At 59.6% G+C, this 19,152-nt stretch carries 20 protein-coding genes, 1 tRNA gene and 1 pseudogene; 5 read left to right on the forward strand and 17 right to left on the reverse strand.

The window, feature by feature from the left end:
* Nucleotides 1-83: 83 nt before the first annotated feature.
* From AXE86_RS04330 to AXE86_RS04350, 5 genes are all read right to left on the reverse strand, one after another.
* On the reverse strand, nt 84-554 hold the full coding sequence (locus AXE86_RS04330) for a DUF1850 domain-containing protein (protein ID WP_061945076.1): 471 nt from the start codon (nt 552-554) through the stop codon (nt 84-86).
* The gene (locus AXE86_RS04335) at nt 551-1,519 is read right to left on the reverse strand and encodes a TAXI family TRAP transporter solute-binding subunit (RefSeq protein WP_061945078.1); all 969 of its coding nucleotides are present in this window, start codon (nt 1,517-1,519) and stop codon (nt 551-553) included. The genes AXE86_RS04330 and AXE86_RS04335 overlap by 4 nt, the downstream gene beginning before the upstream one ends.
* 121 nt (nt 1,520-1,640) lie before the next feature.
* A complete protein-coding gene (locus tag AXE86_RS04340) occupies nt 1,641-2,015 on the reverse strand; it encodes a pyridoxamine 5'-phosphate oxidase family protein (protein WP_061945080.1) in 375 nt (124 codons plus the stop codon).
* A 15-nt stretch (nt 2,016-2,030) separates the two neighbouring features.
* Nucleotides 2,031-2,447, reverse strand: a complete 417-nt coding sequence (locus AXE86_RS04345; protein ID WP_061945082.1) for a hypothetical protein — start codon at nt 2,445-2,447, stop codon at nt 2,031-2,033.
* Nucleotides 2,447-3,016, reverse strand: coding sequence for a gamma carbonic anhydrase family protein (locus AXE86_RS04350; RefSeq protein WP_061945084.1), 570 nt, complete (start codon nt 3,014-3,016; stop codon nt 2,447-2,449). Before AXE86_RS04350 ends, AXE86_RS04345 begins: the two co-directional genes overlap by 1 nt.
* A 572-nt stretch (nt 3,017-3,588) precedes the next feature.
* Between AXE86_RS04350 and AXE86_RS04355 the strand changes: the two genes are divergently transcribed.
* Nucleotides 3,589-5,433, forward strand: a complete 1,845-nt coding sequence (locus tag AXE86_RS04355; protein ID WP_061946939.1) for a heavy metal translocating P-type ATPase — start codon at nt 3,589-3,591, stop codon at nt 5,431-5,433.
* A gap of 226 nt (nt 5,434-5,659) precedes the next feature.
* A complete protein-coding gene (locus AXE86_RS04360; protein ID WP_061945086.1) occupies nt 5,660-6,409 on the forward strand; it encodes a hypothetical protein in 750 nt (249 codons plus the stop codon).
* Here AXE86_RS04360 and AXE86_RS13125 read toward each other — a convergent pair.
* The 6 genes and pseudogenes from AXE86_RS13125 to mtaB all read right to left on the reverse strand — a co-directional run.
* Nucleotides 6,410-6,532: pseudogene (locus tag AXE86_RS13125) on the reverse strand (secretion protein HlyD); the annotation flags it as partial. It abuts the gene before it with no gap.
* Nucleotides 6,533-7,078: 546 nt separating this feature from the next.
* Nucleotides 7,079-8,215 (reverse strand): putative heme d1 biosynthesis radical SAM protein NirJ2, encoded by a 1,137-nt coding sequence (gene nirJ2 / locus AXE86_RS04365; protein ID WP_009753225.1) that lies wholly within the window; start codon nt 8,213-8,215, stop codon nt 7,079-7,081.
* An 8-nt stretch (nt 8,216-8,223) separates the two neighbouring features.
* Entirely contained in the window at nt 8,224-9,414 is a 1,191-nt protein-coding gene (gene nirJ1, locus AXE86_RS04370; RefSeq protein ID WP_009753226.1) for a putative heme d1 biosynthesis radical SAM protein NirJ1, read from the reverse strand.
* Between the two features lie 64 nt (nt 9,415-9,478).
* The gene (locus tag AXE86_RS04375) at nt 9,479-10,105 is read right to left on the reverse strand and encodes a TetR/AcrR family transcriptional regulator (RefSeq protein WP_061945088.1); all 627 of its coding nucleotides are present in this window, start codon (nt 10,103-10,105) and stop codon (nt 9,479-9,481) included.
* A 169-nt stretch (nt 10,106-10,274) separates the two neighbouring features.
* Nucleotides 10,275-10,352 (reverse strand) — tRNA-Arg (locus AXE86_RS04380).
* A 121-nt stretch (nt 10,353-10,473) separates the two neighbouring features.
* Nucleotides 10,474-11,763, reverse strand: a complete 1,290-nt coding sequence (gene mtaB, locus AXE86_RS04385) for a tRNA (N(6)-L-threonylcarbamoyladenosine(37)-C(2))-methylthiotransferase MtaB (protein WP_061945089.1) — start codon at nt 11,761-11,763, stop codon at nt 10,474-10,476.
* A gap of 369 nt (nt 11,764-12,132) precedes the next feature.
* Between mtaB and AXE86_RS04390 the strand changes: the two genes are divergently transcribed.
* The 3 genes from AXE86_RS04390 to AXE86_RS04400 are packed head-to-tail and all read left to right on the forward strand — an operon-like array spanning nt 12,133 to nt 13,434.
* Nucleotides 12,133-12,960, forward strand: coding sequence for a hypothetical protein (locus tag AXE86_RS04390; RefSeq protein ID WP_061945091.1), 828 nt, complete (start codon nt 12,133-12,135; stop codon nt 12,958-12,960).
* A 16-nt stretch (nt 12,961-12,976) separates the two neighbouring features.
* Complete coding sequence (locus AXE86_RS04395; protein WP_061945093.1) at nt 12,977-13,150, forward strand: YjfB family protein; 174 nt, start codon at nt 12,977-12,979, stop codon at nt 13,148-13,150.
* 56 nt (nt 13,151-13,206) lie between these two features.
* On the forward strand, nt 13,207-13,434 hold the full coding sequence (locus AXE86_RS04400; RefSeq protein WP_061945095.1) for a hypothetical protein: 228 nt from the start codon (nt 13,207-13,209) through the stop codon (nt 13,432-13,434).
* 158 nt (nt 13,435-13,592) lie between these two features.
* On the opposite strand, the gene AXE86_RS04405 is transcribed toward AXE86_RS04400, so the two are convergent.
* From AXE86_RS04405 to AXE86_RS04430, 6 genes are all read right to left on the reverse strand, one after another.
* Nucleotides 13,593-14,852: an S-layer homology domain-containing protein gene (locus AXE86_RS04405; protein ID WP_061945097.1), complete on the reverse strand. Its 1,260-nt coding sequence runs from the start codon at nt 14,850-14,852 to the stop codon at nt 13,593-13,595.
* Between the two features lie 313 nt (nt 14,853-15,165).
* The gene (locus tag AXE86_RS04410) at nt 15,166-15,435 is read right to left on the reverse strand and encodes a type II toxin-antitoxin system RelB/DinJ family antitoxin (RefSeq protein ID WP_061945099.1); all 270 of its coding nucleotides are present in this window, start codon (nt 15,433-15,435) and stop codon (nt 15,166-15,168) included.
* 115 nt (nt 15,436-15,550) lie between these two features.
* Complete coding sequence (locus tag AXE86_RS04415; RefSeq protein WP_061945101.1) at nt 15,551-16,402, reverse strand: PD-(D/E)XK nuclease family transposase; 852 nt, start codon at nt 16,400-16,402, stop codon at nt 15,551-15,553.
* Nucleotides 16,403-16,462: 60 nt separating this feature from the next.
* The gene (locus AXE86_RS04420) at nt 16,463-17,254 is read right to left on the reverse strand and encodes an ABC transporter ATP-binding protein (RefSeq protein WP_061945103.1); all 792 of its coding nucleotides are present in this window, start codon (nt 17,252-17,254) and stop codon (nt 16,463-16,465) included.
* Nucleotides 17,251-18,222, reverse strand: a complete 972-nt coding sequence (locus AXE86_RS04425) for a FecCD family ABC transporter permease (RefSeq protein WP_061945104.1) — start codon at nt 18,220-18,222, stop codon at nt 17,251-17,253. The genes AXE86_RS04420 and AXE86_RS04425 overlap by 4 nt, the downstream gene beginning before the upstream one ends.
* The gene (locus AXE86_RS04430; protein ID WP_061945106.1) at nt 18,219-19,151 is read right to left on the reverse strand and encodes an ABC transporter substrate-binding protein; all 933 of its coding nucleotides are present in this window, start codon (nt 19,149-19,151) and stop codon (nt 18,219-18,221) included. Before AXE86_RS04430 ends, AXE86_RS04425 begins: the two co-directional genes overlap by 4 nt.
* Between the last annotated feature and the right edge of the window lies 1 nt (nt 19,152).

Here is a 19,152-nt window from a genome sequence, read left to right on the forward strand (position 1 = left end):
GGGCAAGCCCCGAAGATTTTCACGATACATAAAATATTTGCGGAAAAAGAAATACGAGGCCACGATCCGCAGCCCCGGAAATCTTATAATAGGCTTGTATAGAGCGGTGCAGCGACGAGGTCGATTCGCGTGCCGTCAGGACAGCGCTCATAGAGGGGATAGTCCGTGCCGCCCACCGTAATGGTCAGCTCCGTCCCCACACCTGTGCGCAGGCTCAGCGTGTCATAGTCGCGATCCATATCGAGGATGAAATGCCCATCCTCCTCGTGAAACGTCCCCTCCTCGGGGAGAAAGGGAAGCCCCACGCCGTGTGACTGGTAGCGCGTGCCCGTGAGGTGGAAATGTCCGTCCGGATAGACGGTGAGGAACTCCTCGACGGGCGTCTTCTGCACGGAGTGGATGAACCGCACGGTGAGCGGCGTCCCCTCTCTGCCGATCTCCCGTACGAGGACAGTCGTCTCTCCGCCCGCGTGCATGAGGAGCGCCGGCGCAGAGAGAATATCAAATGCGATGAGGAGCACCGCCGCGGCGAGAGCGATCAGATAGGCTCTCATTTCTCGTTAAAGTACTTCTCCGCCCCCGCATTCATCGGCAGAGACATTCCATCCTCCGCCGTTGCCTTTGTGATCTGCTTGCCGACAGCGTGCGCGGCCTGCAGGCGATCGAGGTTCGAGAAGATCGCCTTCGTGATGCTGTAGCCCATGTCGGCATCCACCGAGGGCCCCGCAACGAGCATCGCCATGACAGAGACCGAGGGGATGTCCTCATTGAATCCGCCGTACGTCCCCGCAGGGATCGTGGTCTTCGTGTAGAACGGATACTTTGCGATCAGCGCATCCGCAGCCTTGTCCTCCACGGGGAGGAGACGTACGGGGTTCTGTGAGGCGATATCCTGCACAGACGCCGTCGGATAGCCCGCCGTCAGCACGGCAACATCCACGTTGCCGTCCTTCAGCGCGCTCGCCCCCTCGGCGAACGAGAGGAACTTCGCATCAATATCATCGTAGGAGATGCCGTATGCTGCGAGGATCTGGCGCACATTTGCCTCAACGCCCGAGCCGGCCGCGCCGACCGCGACACGCTTGCCCTTCAGCTCCGAGATGTTCTTGATGCCCGAGGACTGGAGCGTCACAAACTGGCAGGTCTCGGGGTAGAGCGAGGCGATCCCCTGCAGTCCGTCCACCTTCTTGCCGTCGAACATCTCCGTGCCTGTCACGGCATAGTATGTAATATCGTTCTGCACCGTCGCAAGGTCGATCGCCTTGTCGCGCAGCATATTGATATTCGCCACCGACGCGCCCGTGCTCTGCGCACTCGCGTTCATCCCCGGGATCTCCTTGTTCAGAATCTCGGCAATCGCGCCACCGATCGGGTAGTAGGTACCCGCCGTGCCGCCTGTGCCGATGTTCAGGAACTTCTTGCCCGATGCAGAGTCGCCGCCGCAGCCGGTGAGGAGTGCAGCAGAGAATACAAGGACTGCACCTGCCGCAAAAAACTTCTTTACGGTAGAGATGTTCATGTTCTTTCCCTCCTAAAATGAGCGATTTTCCACAAAAAAACGGAATAACAGAAATATAGTAACATAAACGCCGCCCTGCACGCAAGCAGGGCGGCGTTTGTATCGCGGTATACAATCGTGTTCAGAGGGTCTGCCGGCAGGAATCCGGCGTAAAGATCAGCACGCGGTTCGCAAACGAGCACTTGGCATGCATCTGCTCAAAAAGCGCGCCGTCCTTGCGGAACTCCGCCGTCCCTATCAGCAAAAAGCCGGTACCCATCCCGCGACGGCCCTCGACCTCGTGGCTGCCGAGCGTCAGTGCGAGGCGCGGATGCTCCGCCGCATTGCGCTCCGTCTTGCGGAACCCGTAGCATGGGATCAGAATCCGCTCATCCTCCGTCACGATGATGTACTTATTCCACGTATTCGCGATATGTGCCTCGTTCTCGGGCGTCACCGACGCCACCGACACAATGCCGTCGTGTTTCAGGCATTCAAAAAATACATCTGTCAGCATCGTTTTCTTCCTTCTTCAATTCTTCACAATCTCTGCCGGCTCGCCGTTCGCCTTGGCGCGCGCAATGCACTCCTTCAGGCGCGCGATATTCTTCACGTGGAGGTCGATCGCAAAGCGGATGCGCTTCTTCTCCTCCTCGGTGAATACAGGGTCCTCGTAGGCAGCGCGGATGCGGACGAGGCGTGCCTCCACGTCGCGCAGCTCATCCTCCATCGGCCGTACATGCTGCAGCGCACAGCCGTAGACCGTGCGCATCGCATCGAGGACGTACTGGGCGTAGCCCGGTTCGCCCGAGGCTTTCTCCAGCCACTGTGCGACGTGATAGATCACGTCATAGGGTGACTCACCGCCGTGGATCATGGAGACGATCTCCATCTTTATCTGCTGCTCTTTTCCGTGCGGTTGGCGGATCAGCTCCTCCGCATCCGCCATCAGATGACCTTCTCGCCGTGGTAGCGTTCGCCGCCAATCTCTGGATAGACGCCGTACTCCACCGACCATTCGCATTTGTACTTGATCGCTTGGGCATGGATCGTCTTGATGCGGTCGATGTTCTCACGCACGATCTTGCCCGGGACGCCCGCGACGAGCGAGTTCGGCGGAATGACGGCATTCTCCTTGACCACGGCGCCCGCCGCGATAATCGAGCCGCGCCCGATCTTTGCCCCCGTGAGGACAATCGCGCCCATGCCGATCAGCACGTGATCCTCGATCTCACAGCCGTGGATGCACGCGCTGTGCCCGACCGTCACATAGTCGCCGATGATGCACGGGTTCTCATCCGCGACGTGCAGACACGTGAGATCCTGAACATTGGAGCAGACGCCGACCGAGATATAGTTAACATCGCCGCGTGCAGCAACCCCCGGCCAGAGGCTCGCGTACTGTCCGAGCCGCACATCACCCGAGAGGAACACCTGCGGCGCGACGAACGCCTCCTCGTGAATCTGCGGCGTAATGCCGTGAAAGGCATGGAATCCGTCTCCTTTGAATGTAAACATAGCAGCTCCTTTCAAACAGATGCGCACAATTTATTTTATCGCATTTCGGACAAAAAGAAAAGCTGGCGATTCTCACCAGCCTGTATTTCCTGCCATTTGGTCGTCGATGCACGACGCGCTGTGCGCGTCTCCCCCGTGCAGACACTAATCATCCCGCCAAGTCTCAAGGTATCCCTCGCCAAGGCCAGCTAATTCTTCCAAATGTGCCGTATGCCGTTCCCCCATTCCCTTTCGAATGCTGGCACACGTATAAGAAATACGAGTGATAATTTACCATATCCGCCGTGCTATTGCAATAGTTCTGCACCCTCCGGGAAAATTTAATAGAACACAGCATTACGAAAAGACAGACGATTATTCCTTCAAAGTGCAGGCCAAAAATTGCGCTGAATTTATCCGTGATTTCCACATCTCCGCTTGACTTCATCCCACTTCTGCGTCATAATCAACGTATGAATAACTGTTCATATAAAAACAGAAAGCGGTGAGCCATCATGGATTCAGCAGCACAATCTCATGAATGCGGGTGCGAATGCACGCATGCACAGACGGAGCGGAGCGCGTACCTGTCCATGCGCACGCGCATCGCGGCGGCAGCGCTGCTCTTTCTCCTCGGCATGCTCTGCGGCGAGGGAACGGCGGGCACCGTTCTCTTTCTCGCGGCATATGTCCTCGTCGGCGCTGATGTTCTCTGCCGTGCCGCCGTGCATCTGCATCGGGGGCATATCTTTGGCGAGCACTTTCTCATGAGCGCCGCCACGCTTGGTGCCCTCGCGCTCGGCGACTATGCCGAGGCCGCCGCCGTCATGCTGCTCTACCAGCTCGGTGAGTTCCTGCAGGATCGTGCCGTTCAGCGTGCACGCCGCTCCATCACGGCGCTCATGGACATCCGCCCCGACACGGCGCGCGTCCTCATGGACGGGCGCGAGGAGATCGTACATCCTGCGGCGGTTGCCCTTGGCAGCACGATCCGCATCTATCCGGGCGAGCGCGTGCCGCTCGACGGGACGGTGACCGCAGGCGAGAGCACGCTTGACACTGCCGCGCTCACGGGCGAGTCCCTGCCGCGCACCGTGCGTATGGGAGATACGCTGCTCAGCGGCTGCGTCAACATCACGGGTGCGCTCACCGTACGCGTCACAGCCGCCTATGCGCAGTCCGCTGCGGCGCGCATTCTGGAGCTCGTGGAGGAGGCGTCGGATAAGAAGTCGCGCACGGAGGCATTCATCACACGCTTTGCGCGCATCTATACGCCCGTCGTCGTATGCGCCGCTCTCGCCATCGCCGTCCTGCCTCCGCTCACCATGGGAGACGTCTTCGCGCCGTGGGTCTATCGTGCGCTGACCTTCCTCGTCATCTCCTGCCCCTGCGCCCTCGTCATCTCCGTCCCGCTCACCTTCTTCGCGGGACTCGGGGCAGCATCCCGTGCAGGGCTCCTCGTCAAGGGCAGTTCCTATCTCGACGCGCTCGCCCGTACGGACACCATCGTCTTTGACAAGACGGGCACACTCACCGAGGGCAGCCTCCGTGTGACGCGCATTCTCCCCGCCGCAGGCACTACGGAAAAGGAGGTGCTCGCCCGCGCCGCCGCCGCAGAGCAGCACTCGTCCCATCCGACGGCGCGGGCCGTCATGCGTGCCTTCGCGGAATGCGGCGGCACCCCTGCGGCTGTCCATGACATCGAGGAGCGGGCGGGACGCGGCATCACCGCATGCAGCGAAAAGCGCGTCATCTGCATCGGCACACACGCATACCTCAGCGAGAGAGGTGTCGCCGACCTCCCGTCTGCCGCACCTGCGGGTGCGATCTGGCTCGCCGTGGATGGAGCGTATGCGGGCATGATCTGCGTCGCCGACACCGTCAGGGCAGGTGCTGCGGACGCCGTCCGCGCGCTGAGAGAGCACGGCATCCGCGAGACCGTCATGCTCACGGGCGATGCCCGCCCCGCCGCACAAGACGTCGCTGCGGCAGTCGGCATCGACACGGTATACGCCGAACTCCTGCCGCAGGACAAGGCGGCGCATCTTGAGCGTCTGCTCGCCGCCGAGCGCGCGGGCAGGACACTCGCCTACATCGGCGACGGCATCAACGACGCGCCCGTCCTTGCACGTGCCGACATCGGCATCGCCATGGGCGGCATCGGTGCGGACGCCGCCATCGAGGCGGCGGATGTCGTACTCATGACCGACGAACCGCGCAGGCTCGTCTCCCTCCTCGCTCTCGCACGCCGCACCGTCCGCATCGCACGGGAGAACATCGCCCTCGCCGTCGGCATCAAGGCGGCCGTCCTCCTCCTCGGTGCACTCGGCTGGGCAAGCCTCTGGGCGGCGATCTTCGCCGACGTGGGCGTCACCCTCCTCGCCGTCCTCAACGCCATGCGTGCCATGCGGGCGCAGAAGGACTTCATCCATATTTAAGGAGACACTGATAAATTCAGCACAACCATCTTGACGCATCTTTTTCGCCCGCTTTTCGTTAGCAAATCCTCCACATAGCCCTCGCTATGCGTCCGGTTTGCTGCCTCAATCGGACAAAAAATCTACGCCAATCTGGCTGACCTCATTTTATCAGTGCTTCCTTAAGCAATCTCCCCTCCATACGATATGATAGATAAAGAGATAACTCTCTGCGGAGGTGCTGATCATGCAAACACAGCGTATCGATGAAAAACTTTCCTTTCTGCACACGGATGCGCATCCCGCGCGTCAGACCGCACGTCAAACCACGGGACAGACAGCAGGGCAAAACGCAAAAGCTGCACCGACCATCCTCTCCCGCGCCGCCGAGGTCTATATCAGCGCGAAGGGACGCGAACTGAGCGCAATGGATGCCCCCGATGACCGCCTGACCCCTGCCGAGACGGCACTCGCCGCCGAGCAGAACGAGCTGGATGAGAAACGCGCGAAAAAGGACGAAGCCGCCGCCATCGAGCAGCGCATCGCGACCGACGAAAAGCTCACAGACGACGATAAGGCGCTCCTGCAAAAGGAAGCGGACAAGCTGAAGCGGGCGGGAATGACCGACGAGGATAAACTCAGTACGCTCTACAAAGAAAAATACCAACTGGAGAAGCAGATCACGGACGGAACGCTGACCGCAGGTGAGATCGTGAACACCATGCGTGCGAAAGATGAATCCATCGCCAACCTCCAAAATATCATCAAGGAAAAAGCAGAGCATACCGATGCCCTGCGGCGTCAGTCCGTGCAGGAGCGTGCCGATCTCGATGCTGCGACGGCAAAGGAAAAGGAAAACGCCGCCCCCAAAGAGGACAATGCGGCGGCGAATGCCGTCACCTCCCTCACTGCCGCACTGACGAAGAAGGCACTCGAGGATGCGGAGAGCAAAGACAAGGTCGATGCAGGGCACAAGGATGCAGCCCGCAGCGAATAAAGGAAGCACTGATAAATTCAGCCCTGCCATCTTGGCGCATCTTTTTCGCCCTGCCATTGTCGACAAATCCTCCACATAGCTTTGGCTATGCGTCCGGTTTGTCTCCTTGACAGGACAAAAAATCTACACCAATCTGACAGACTTCATTTTATCAGCGATTCCTAAATCTTGCACATGATGCGGCTCTCTGATATAATAGGGACATAAAAGAGAACCGCTCGATAGAGCGGCTACCTTCATCACGGATATGGATTTAACCGCACCGTTTCTCAGGCAGGGCGGTTATTTCTTTTTTACAGCGAGGATGTAACCCGTAGCGAATAGATCTTGCACGTTATACGGCTCTCTGATATAATAGAGACATAGAGAAGAGACCTTGACAGGACGTCTACTTCTACACCGATAAGGTATAACCGCTCAGTGTGGCAAGCAGAGGGCGGTTATTTCTTTTTTATCGCAACAATGTAGCCAGTGACGAGAATCAACGCAAAGATGAACTCGTAGTAACCCATGTGCACCACCTCCTTTCCCGTAGGATAATGGAAGTGGAGAAATAGACGCCCTGCCTGTTAAGGTCTCTATTCTTATTATACAAACATCTGTTCAAATCCGCAACTGGAATCTCACACAAAAGCCCCCGACCATCGTCGGGGGCTTTCGTCTATTCTCTTACGCTTCTCCGCGTCGTCCGTGGTAGAGACACCACGGCTCCTCCGCCATGAAGTCGCCGCCGTGGTAGTACGCGGCGCGTGCACGGCAGCCGCCGCACGCCTTCTTATAGCTGCACGAGCCGCAGCCGCCGCCGTAGTCGAGCGTGCGCAGCTCCTTGAACACCTCGTTTTTCGCCCAGATCTCATCGAACGGCGTCTCGCGCACATCGCCGAGCTCGCGGTTGAGATAGGCACACGGCTGCACCTTGCCACGCGGACTGATGATGCAGTACGTCAGCCCCGCGAGACACCCGCGCGAAAAGCGCGTATCCACTCCGAGCTGGTCGGCAATGCGCAGGAACTGCGGCGCACAGGTCGGCTTCAGCTCGATGTCCACCGTCTCCTGCTTCTTCATGATGCGCGTGAGCACATCCTCATACGCCTCTGCGCGCAGCGACTCCTCCTCGATCGTCTCCGCGCGCCCCGTCGGCACGAGGAAGAAGAAGTGATGCGCCTTTGCTCCGATCTCCACGGCGAAATCCGTCATTGCCTCAAGCTCGTGCGCATTCCAGTCCATCACCGTCGTGTGGATCTGAAACGGCAGACCGACGGCACGGCAGTTCTCCATCCCGCGCACCGCGCCGTCCCAGCCGCCCGGGAACGAGCGGAATGTATCGTGCTTCTTTTTGTCGAGCGAGTCGAGCGAGATGCCCATCCCGCATGCGCCCGCCTCCTTCAGCGCCTTTGCCGTCGGCAGGTCGATCAGCGTGCCGTTCGTGCCAAACACGGGGATCAGACCCAGCCCGCGCGCATAGGCGACTAGCTCAAGAATATCGGGGCGCGACAGCGGCTCACCGCCCGAAAAGATCATGATACGGAACCCCGCCTTTGCGATCTCGCGCAGGAGCTTCTTGCCCTCCTCGGTCGAGAGTTCCTCGTCCGCGCGGCAGCCCGCGTCACGATAGCAGTGCGCACAGTACATATTGCAGGCGTTCGTCACGTTCCACGAGATGATCTTCACCCCGCCGCCAGCGACGCCCTTCGGGTGCCCGCCGGGGTGACCGCCCTGTCCCATGCCATGCGGATGTCCACCGGGATGCCCCATCCCATGCGGATGTCCTGCCGGGGCACTCTGTGCGGCGTGCGCCGCTTCCATCGGCGCGCTCACAGTGCCGCCCCCGTGACGCCGATCTCCTCATCCGTCAGATAGCAAGACGGATCGGACGCCCAGAAATCCCCCGTCCGTGCCTCGGCACGCGTGCGGAAATTTCCGTTGCACCAGTCGAGATACTGACAGCGCGCACAGCGTCCCTTCAGGAGCGGCTTACGATCCTTCAGCCCCGCCATGATCGGATTCGTCACATCCTGCCAGATATCGCCGAACTTGCGCTCGCGCACATTGCCGAACGTATGATGCTGCGTAAACTGATCGGGGTGCACATAGCCCATCGGATCCACCTCACCGAACGCGATCCCGGAGCGGTTGCCGCCGTTCGCGCCGATCAGCTTCTTGATCTGCTCCGCGCCCGCGTCGTTGCCCTCGGCGAGTGCCTTCAGATACATATAGACCCCGTCGCAATGATTGTCCACCGTCAGGATTTCCTTCTTGAGACCGCGCGCCTCAAAGTCCTTCGTCCGCGCGATAATCGTATCCATCGCCCGCCGCGACTCCTCGGGCGTCACATCCTCATCCATCATCTGCCCGCCGCGCCCCGAGTAGACGAGGTGATAGAAGCAGACGCGGTTGATCCCCTTTTCCTCAATGAAATCGAAGATCTTATCGAGCTCCATGATGTTGTGGTGATTGATCGTAAAGCGCAGCCCCACGCGCTGACCGACGGCGACGCAGTTCTCGATGCCCTCCATCGCCCGCTGGTACGCGCCGTCCACCCCACGGAACATATCGTTCACATCCGCCAGACCGTCGAGCGAGATGCCGACATAGCCCACGCCGAGATCCTTGATGCGCTGTGCCACATCGCGCGTGATGAGCGTCCCGTTCGTCGAGAGTGTCGGACGCACGCCGCGCTCTGCCGCGTGCTCCGCGAGCTCGAAAAAGTCAGGACGGATCAGCGGCTCGCCGCCCGAGAAGAGCAGCACGGGTACGCGGAACTCCGCGAGATCGTCGATGAAGCGCTTTGCCTCCTCCGTCGTCAGCTCCCCGTCGTACTTCTGCCCGTCCGACTCCATATAGCAGTGGCGGCAGCGCAGATTGCACGTACGCGTCGAGTTCCAGACCACCACGGGGCCCATGCCCTCTGCTGCACCGCTCTTCATCCGATGCGCATTGTGCGAGTAGCGCAGCGCATCACCATAGTACTCATCCATAAAAAGTAGTTTCGTTACACTGATCATTGGTACTCCTAAATACACAGATTGGAACACGGCTCGCGCCGTCACTCCGTAGGGAAAACAACACTCAGCCCTCTGACTGCCCGTCCCGCCTGCGGATGCCGTCGAGGAGGAGGCGCGTCTTGAGCGCGATATTCTCCTGAAAACTCAGCTCCAGCTGGCTGAACGCCGCCGCCTGATACAGCGAGTGGAACATCTCCGCGATCAGATCGACAGGAACGTCGCTGCGGATCTCGCCCGCCTCCTGTCCCTCGCGGATGATCTCGGTAAAGACGCGCTTCACCTGCGGCGCCATACGGCTCGGATGCGGCTTATCCTCCGCCCCCTCCTGCGGGGGCATGCCCTGCGCCTTGTGCTGCGAGGCAGAGAGAAAGAGCGGCATCACAAAGCGGTTCTCATCAAGAAATTTCGCCGTCACCCGCGCGCCGACCTCGAGCAACTCCAGCGAACTGCGCTCCGCCGCTCGCGCCTCAGCGAGCGCGATGCGGATCGTCTCGCCCAGCCGTCCGAGCAGAGAGAACAGCAGCTCCTCCTTCGAGGCGAAGTAATTGTAGAACGTCCCGATGCCGAGATCTGCCGTTGCCATGATGTCTGCGACCGACGTCTCCTTGTAGCCCTTCTTCGAGAACTCACTGATCGCGGCTTCGAGAATCATCTTGCGCGACTGCAGCTTCTTGCGTTCACGACGCCCCATCTTTTCTTCCAAACGAATCGCACCCTCTCTCGTTAGTAATACTATTATAACGAAAAAAATGCCATTTGAAAAGAAAAATATGAATCTCGTTCATATTTTCATTCTCAATGACAAAAATATCATCAATGCATAAAAAAACGCCGATCTTCATCGGCGTCTGCGTTCAAAATGGTGACCCAGGAGGGATTCGAACCCCCGACCCTTTGATTCGTAGTCAAATACTCTAATCCAGCTGAGCTACTGAGTCACGTGTCTTGCGACGGTGACTATAATATCATCTTTGGGGAGGGCTGTCAAGGGGGATTTTTGAGAAGTTCGTATTTCTGTATGACTGGCTCTTTCACTTCCTCCGCCGAAGCCCCCTCACCCTAGGCTCGCTCGCCCCAGACGCCATCGCGATAGAGGCGCACGAGGCGCATCGGGACGATCGCGCCGCGTGGGACGGTGGCATCCGTATAGACGCGGATGTACGTCCCCGTCAGCCCGTCCGTCACGCCATTCTCCTCCGTCTCAAAGAGCACCCCCTCCACCGTGCCGAGTGCCGTGCGGTGATAGGCCTCCGCCAGCTCCTCTGCGACTGCCTGCATCCGCGCCGCACGCTCCTTGCGCACCGTCGGGGGGATCTGATCCGTGCGCCGTGCCGCGGGCGTCCCACGCCGCGCCGAGTAGGGGAAGACGTGCATCCGCGCAAAGTTCATCTGACGCACAAAGGCGAGCCCCGCCGCAAAGTCCTCCTCCGTCTCTCCCGGAAAGCCGACGATGATGTCCGTCGAGATCGCCACCCCCGGCACTGCGCGGCGCACATCCACGAGGAGCTGCGCGAACGCCGCCGTATCGTAGTGGCGGTTCATCGCGCGCAGGACGTTGTCGCTCCCCGCCTGCAGGGGCAGATGCAGATGCGGAGCAAAGCGCGGCTCCGTCCGCACGAGCGAGAGGAGATCCTCCGACAGCTCCACCGACTCCAGCGAGCCCAGCCGCAGCCGCCGCAGCCCCTGTGTGCGGAGTACGGTGCGACACGCATCGGCGAGCGTTGGCCGCTGCGGGAGGTCGATGCCGTACGCGCCGAGGTGGATGCCCGTCAGCACCACCTCGCGAAACCCCGCCGCCGCGAGTTTCTCCATCTCGCGCGCCACCGCCGCAAGCGGACGCGACTTCACGGGGCCGCGTGCATAGGGGATGATGCAGAACGAGCAGAAATTCTGGCAGCCATCCTCGATCTTGAGAAAGGCGCGCGTGCGGTGCGGTACGCCATGCAGAGGGATGTCCTCAAAGGCACGCGCCTGCATCACATCTGTGATCTCCTCCACTACGCCGTCCGCACGAAGCGCCTCCTCCACATAGTCCACGATGCGCGCGCGCTCCTCCGTCCCGATCACGACGCGCACCCCCGCAAGAGCACGCACCTCCTCAGGCGACACCTGCGCATAGCAGCCCGCCACAGCGATGCACGCCGACGGATTTGTGCGCGATGCACGGCGGATGATCTGGCGGGACTTGCGGTCACTCAGATGCGTCACCGAGCACGTATTGATGACATAGACATCCGCCCGCTCCTCGAACGGCACGATCTCATAGCCGCGCGCACGAAACAGTCCCTCCATCGTCTCCGTCTCGAACTGATTCACCTTACAGCCAAGCGTCATAAATGCAGCCTTCAACGTATGCCCTCCTCCCTACCTAAATTCATACGGAGCGTTTGATAGAGCGGCGTGCCCCTATAAGTGAACCCTAGTGAAGCAAGTGAGTAAAGGGGGCGTTCTGCCCCCTGCGGACTTCTTTCGTTCAAGCGCAGCGCGTTTAAGAAGTCCGCAGGTATTTAGGCAGATAAGCACACGATCACTTGCGTAACGAGGCGTTCACGTTAGGGGTTGCCGCTCAGGCAACAGTTTTTATATTGTATCACAAATCAAACGCTCCGCAATAAATTTTTCTCCCAAAACTAATGACATTTTCGCAAAAAACGATATAATATACATAGGAAATTATTCCCATAACATGAATGCCATGACCACGGAAGGAGAAAATCTATGGCAACGATTACACAGATGACCAGTGCGGCGAGCAGCATCTACCGCTCGCTCTACGCCGGCAACTCTCGCACGGATGCGACGCGTGCCATCTTCGGCGGTCCCATGCAGCGGCAGGGCAACAGCAGTCTCTACGCCGCACAGTACCGCGGGCAGGACTCGAGCGCAGAGGAGCTCAGCTCCATCCTCGCCATTGCGAATCAGGCGGCAAAACTGCGCAAGACCTATGCGGAGACCAGCTCCAAGTTCTATGCTGAGTACGACGGCAACATGAAGGATCTGCGCAAGGCGGCACGTGCCGTCGAGAACACGGACTTCAAGTTCAGCCGCAGCGACATCACGACGAATGCCGACGGCTCACGCTCCTACAGCGACCGTCTGAAGAGCGCGATCTCGGACGTGAAGGACCTCGTCAGCAAGTACAACGAGACGAGTGACTTCCTGCGCGAGAACAAGGAGCTCGGCAAGGGCGTGCAGGCACTCTCAAGCGAGTTCTCCGACACCACCTATATGGCGGGGTCGTATGCGAAAATGGGCATCTCCGTCGACGGCGCAACAGGCAAGCTCCGCGTCAACGAGAACCTGCTCGCCGACGCACTCATCGACTCCCCCGCGCGCTCCGAGGCGATTCTCGGCCGGGGCGGACTCGCGGGACGCGCCGACCATCACGCAGAGGCGGCACAGTTCTCGCGCCGCAGCGTCATCCCGACCATGGAGCAGGCGATCGGCGGACAGCTCAGCTACGCGTCGAACATCCTGAACGGACGCTCCCTGCCCACCATGTCGCGTTACTCGAACATGCTGAACCTCTTCAGCATCTATGTCTAAGATAGGAGAATAGCGTATGGATATTGCACAGCTTTCCGTCAGCATGGCGGCACAGCAGACTGCACAGAGCGTCGGCATCGCCGCCGCAAAGATGGCGATGGACGCGAGCAGTGAGGCACTCGACCTGATCGAGCAGAGCACCGCGAGCCTCGACCCGGGCCTCGGCGGCAGCATCGACGTATCCGTGTAACAGAGTAGGGGCTGTGCAGCAGCACAGCCCCTTTTTTATGAGGAAGGAGTGTCACTATGTTTGTCACTACCGTTGACTTTCACGCCAATATGGATAAATACTTGGCTCTCATTCCACATGAGGATATTTTCCTCACCGTCGAGGGAAAACCCGTCGCGCACATGGTTGCTCCAAAAATGAGTGCAGCGGACCATCTATATGGCCTGCTAAAAAACGCTCCTGCGGAAACAACGGCAACGGACATCCGCGAAGGAAGGCTGCAGCGTCATGAACATCCTATGTGATACAAACATCATTCTCGACGTTCTGCTCGTCACGTGTGCCAGTACTCACGCCACAAGCTTTTCTAAAAAATTGGCCTTAATAAACACAACACAAAAATCCCCCTCCCGCAGGAGGGGGATTTTATTACGTATTGATCTGCCGCTGACCGAAGAATCGATCAGAAGAAGAACTCAACCGTGCCGTAGAGCTTCTGAACCTTGTCGTTGCTGCCGCTCTCGAGCTTCTTGCCGTTGAAGTACTTACCCGTCAGAACAACGTTCTTGAGCGGTGTGTAGTCCGCACCGACCTCAATGCCCTTCGTGTAGAACTGTGCACCATCCGTTGTTGCAGCAACCGATGCACCGCCGAGGTAACGATAGGAGAGGTATGCGCCCCACGAGCCCTTGTCTGCCTGATCTGCACCCTTGTAGGCGTAGGTCACCTGATAGGACTTCTTGTACTTATTGTCTACATCCAGCTTGTTCGCATGTGCATAGGCACCCGAGAGGAAGCTGTTCTTGTCGAAGTGATAGCCGAGGTCCACGCCCCAAACGTTAAGCGTATCCTTGCCGTTCGATGTGTAGGAACCGATATCCTTCGAGTTGAGGTGGTAGTAGCCTGCACCTGCGACAAAGTTGTTCTTCTCATAGTTGAGCTTCGCACCATAGTAGTTCGCACGCTCGCTGAGGTTATCCTTATTAAGGAATGCCCCCTTGTAGCGGCCAGCCTCGAGCGTTGCCTTCAGATCACTGCCGAACATGACCTGTGCGCCAGAGAAGTTGTCATCGAGGACGAGGGATCCCGGTGCCTGATAGCCCTCTGAGGAGAGGAGCGCCATCTTGCCGAGACGAACCTGGAAGTTCGTGTAGTCACCCTGCACGTAGGCACGCTTCAGCGTAACCTTGCCATCCTTGCCCGTGTCATCTGCAACGTTGAGGTCGGCGTCGAGACGTGCGATCGCATGCCAGTGATCGTTGATCTCAGCCTTCGGCTCGAGACGGAACTTCACCTCATTCGTGGTGTCCTTTGCCTCTCCCTCGGGACGGAGACTCTCATACTTATACTGGAGCTTGCCGTTCCACTTTACCATGTCAGCGTTGCGCTCGAGGTTCGAGACGCGGACGCCGAGGTTGTTGAGCTCATCAGCGAACTCTGCTGCGAGGCGGTCAACGAGCGCACGATCCGATGCGGACATGTCGCCCTTTGCCATCGCCTTTGCCACCATCTGCGCCATCTCGTAACGCGTGATGTTGCGGTCACCGCGGAACGTGCCGTCGCCGTAGCCCTCGACAACGCCGTCAGCAGCGAGCTGCGTCACAGCGTCGTATGCCCAGTGGTCACGGGGCACATCGGAGAACGGGTTCGCAGCTGCGAACGTGGTGGATGCTGCGCCGACAACGAGTGCCGTTGCAAGTGCGGATACGAGTGTCTTCTTCATGAGAAACTCCTCCTTCAATAAATGAGAAATACTCGATTTCCATTCGGAGGAATACACGGGTGAAAGTATCCATGTTTCCTTTGCCCTCTGTATCCTCTCGTTTGGAACGTCTTTATATTACCATGCAGAAAAGCAAAATGCAAGTCCTATTGTGAATTAATTTTATACTAGGTGATGAAATTCAGATTGGATTCAGATTCTGTGCGTGGCTGCTGACTTCCTATGGCAGAGACATCCCCGCGTGCGTGGCGCCCCCTCCGGCACACTGCGTGTGCCACCTCCCCCGCCTCGGCAGGGGAGGCTGGCGTTGGCGTTACGGAGTCAAGTCATGCTCAGCAAAATGTCCATTTCCTGCCTCAATGTCGCGCTTTAGTCCTTCCAGATACTGAATGTTGCTCGGTGAATAAAACGGGTCACTGCTCCGCTCCAATGAGATCTCAAACGGTATTTTGCGCTCGCGTACCGCCGTCTTTGCAAAGACGCAGAACGCCGTTGTCATCGTCATGCCGATCTCCGTGCAGAATTCGTCGAATGCCCGCTTGAGGTCTGCATCCATACGGATGCTCACGCTGGTCTGTGCCATGATTTTACCTCCTCTCATCAGGGTTAAGGCAATTTCATTGTATGAATTTTATCGTGCATTGTCAACGATTTTTGATACAAAGAACGGATGCAGATTGCTCCGCATCCGTTCTTTCTCACAGCATCGCCTTATAGCGTGCCCACTCCGATTTTGGAATGGAGAGTGCCTCCATTGCCTTCTCTGCAGAGAATTTGAGGTTCTGCATAAGGTTTTTGATGGAGGAGAGCCGTTCCGTGTTCTTCCCCTCCATAAGAGCCTGCTCACAGCGCTCCGCATTTCTTTGTTCAATTTTGGGCACAATATAGTCTCGGACATAAGCATCCCACAGTTGATTGCTCATCCTCTCATCTCCTCCCACGTTTCCTTTAAAGTGCCCAACGCGCTCAGCAAGGACTTCGTAGTACATATCCTCAGCGCGTGTACAGCGAAAGTCATGCATCAGACGGCCGAGCGGTGTTGCCCCATCATGGATGGAACTATTGACATAGATGATATGGCTTCCGTCGTCAAACGGCTCGTTCGTTCCGTCAATTCTGCGCTGGATGTGGTAGATCGGCTGCCCGCCCTGCAGGACATCTGTCTCTGTAATAAAGATTACATAGGTCTCCGGCAGGCGATCGTAGTCCTCTCCTGTCTGCAACGCCGCCGCATCCATGATGCTCCCATTGTAACGAGCACGCCGCCGTGCCGCGCCGCCCGCCGCACGCTGGATCTCGATGTTGAATTCCTGTCCGTCGGCAAGTGCATGAATGTCCAGACGAACGCTGTGTCCGTGGAGGTTTTGAATGGTATCCTGCGTTATGACTCGCGTCGCATGGAGGTTTGGATTGTTCAGGACAATCTGGATGACAAGGTCAACACATGCAAGATTGTCTTGAAAGACAACCGTCATAAACGGATCGTCGAGTAGACAAAGGCTTGCTACTGCCTGCTCGAACCGTTGTCGCTCCAGCGCATCGTGCATCATGGTATTCACATCCTCACCCATATTTTATCGTATGGAGGAAGACTGCGCAACTATATTTTCTCACTCCCCCACGAGGGCGAGGGGGACGGGGATGCGGGTGCCGCCCGACGCGCGCAGGAGCTCGACGCGGACGCCGAATACGTCGGCGATGCGCTCCTCGGTGAGCACCTCGGCGGGCGTGCCCGTGGCGGCGACAGCACCGTCACGCACGAGGATGATGTCGTCCGCGTACTGCATGGCGTGTGCCATGTCGTGCAGGACCATGAGGATGGTCATGCCGTGCTCCGTGCTGAGGCGGCGCGTGATCTCCATGACGCGCAGCTGATGCGCGATGTCGAGGTAGGTGGTCGGCTCGTCGAGGAGGAGGAGGCGCGGTTTCTGACTGAGCGCCATCGCGAGGAAGACGCGCTGCCGCTCGCCGCCCGAGAGAGTGTGTACGTCGCGCGCGGCGAATGCGCCGACGTTCGCCATCTCCATCGCCCACGCGACCGCGTCACGGTCTGCCGCCCCCGTGCGCAGGGAGAACCGCCCCGCGTGGGCAAATCGGCCGTAGGCGACGAGCTCGCGCACGGTGAGCCCCGCGGCCGCCGCGCGCTCCTGCGGCAGGATGGCGCGCACGCGTGCCAGCTCCCGCGCCGTATAGCTGCGCAGCTCGCGTCCTGCCAGCTCGATCGTCCCCGTATAGTGTGGGTTCAGTCCCGCGAGGGCGCGCAGGAGGGTGGTCTTGCCCGCGCCGTTCGGGCCGATGATCGCCGTGCGCCGCCCCGCCGGGATCTCGATGTCCACACCGTGCAGGATCTCCTGTCCGGCGGCGGAGACGGTGAGCCCCGCCGCCCGCAGTACGGCGCTCACAGCTGCCTCCGCAGGAGATAGAGGAAGAACGGTGCGCCGATGACCGCCATGAGGATGCCGACGGGCAGTTCAAGCGGGGCAAAGAGCAGCCGCGCCGCTGTATCGCTGAGGGTGAGGACGGCGACGCCGAGGAGTGCCGCCGCGGGCAGGAGCACGCGATGATCCGCGCCGACCATGAGGCGTGCGGCATGCGGGACGATGAGCCCGACGAATCCGAGGAGCCCCACAACGGAGACGGCGCTCGCGGCAAGCAGGGCGGCGAGCGCCGTGAGCATGACGCGCGTGCGCTCGACGGCAAGCCCCACGCCGCGAGCCATGTCGTCGCCGAGCAGGAGGATGTTGAGCCGCCCCGCCGCAAGCAGGGCGCAGAGCCCCGCACCGACGGTGTACGGCAGGAGCATCTCGACGTGCGGCCAGCTCCGCGCGGAGAGTCCGCCGACCATCCACATGAGCGCGCTGTGGACGCGGTCGCTGTAGAGAATCATCATGGCTGAGATGCCAGCGCCGAGGAATGCCGAGACGGCGACGCCCGCGAGGATGACGCGCGTCGGTCGGATGCCGTCACGCCACGCGAGGAGATAGATAAGGAGGGCGGCAAACATCGCCCCGCCGAACGCCGCCGGCGTGATGAGCCATGCCGCTCCAGGCAGGACGAGCATGATAAAGATGCCCGCCAGTCCTGCGCCGGAGGAGATGCCGATGATGTGCGGGTCGGCGAGCGGGTTGCGCAGGATCGCCTGCAGGATCGCCCCCGAGAGAGCGAGGTTTACGCCGACGAGGGCAGCAACGATGGTGCGCGGCAGACGGATGTTCCAGAAGATCTGGGCGTGCGCCGTGTCACGCACGCCGCCGAGGGCGGCGGCGATCTCCGCGCAGGGAATGTCCACCGACCCCTTTGCCGTCGATACGATACAGCCGATGACGGCGAGCGCGGCAAAGAACACGAGGACGAGGATGCGTTTTCTCATGGATAGACGAGCCCCGCCATGTACTTCGCCGCCGCGGGGTAGTCAAGCCCGGGGCTGAAGAGGAACATCTCCTGCGGGAGGTAGTAGACTCTGCCCTCACGGATGGCCGTGACGGTCTGCCATGCGGGGTTATCCGCGAACATTGCCTCCATGGACGCGCGGATCTCCGCCTCGTCGCCCATGCTCGTAACAAAGAGGATGTCGGGGTTCTGTGCGACAAGGGTCTCCATGCTGTAGGGGGCGGCGTCGGGGTTCTTGTCAAGGGCAGGCATGCCCGCCGCTGTGTTCTCCCAGCCGAGCATGTTCGCAATGCAGCCCGCGATGCTGCCGTCGAGCTGGACGGAGAGTCCCTGCCCTGTGCTGTGGATGATGGCGACGCGCTTTTTCTCCTGCGGGATGGAGCGGCGGACGGCGTCGAGGTCGCTGTCCATCTTCCGGACGAGCTCCTCCCCCTTTTCCTTCTCCCCCGTGAGCGCGGCGAGGATGCCGATCTCGCGCTTTACGTCATCGTAGCTCTTGCCGTCGAGGACGAGGGTCTTGATGCCGTTCGCATCGAGCGTGTCGATGAGCTTTTCGTTCATGCCGCGATTGAGGAGGACGAGGTCCGGCGAGAGAGAGATCAGCTTCTCTGTGTCGATCTGGTAGGTTTTTCCGATGGAGGGCGCCGCCTTTGCTGCGTCCGGGATCTTCATCTTGGAGTCGGGGCGTCCGACGACCTCGCCGCCGACGGCGTAGAGCGGCGCAATAAAGGAGGCAGAGGTGACGGCAATGCGCGCAGGCTTTTGGTCAAAGCTGACCGTGCGTCCGTTGTCATCCGTCACGGCGGCATACGTGCCGCCCGCTCCGCTGCCCGTGGAGGGGGCGGGCGCACCGCACGCGCTGAGGACGAGGGTGGCGGCGATGAGGAAAATCGTTCCCAATGCTCTCATG

Origin of the sequence: Selenomonas sp. oral taxon 136, assembly GCF_001554015.1 — a bacterium.
In the GTDB taxonomy this organism is placed as follows: Bacteria; Bacillota; Negativicutes; order Selenomonadales; family Selenomonadaceae; genus Centipeda; species Centipeda felix.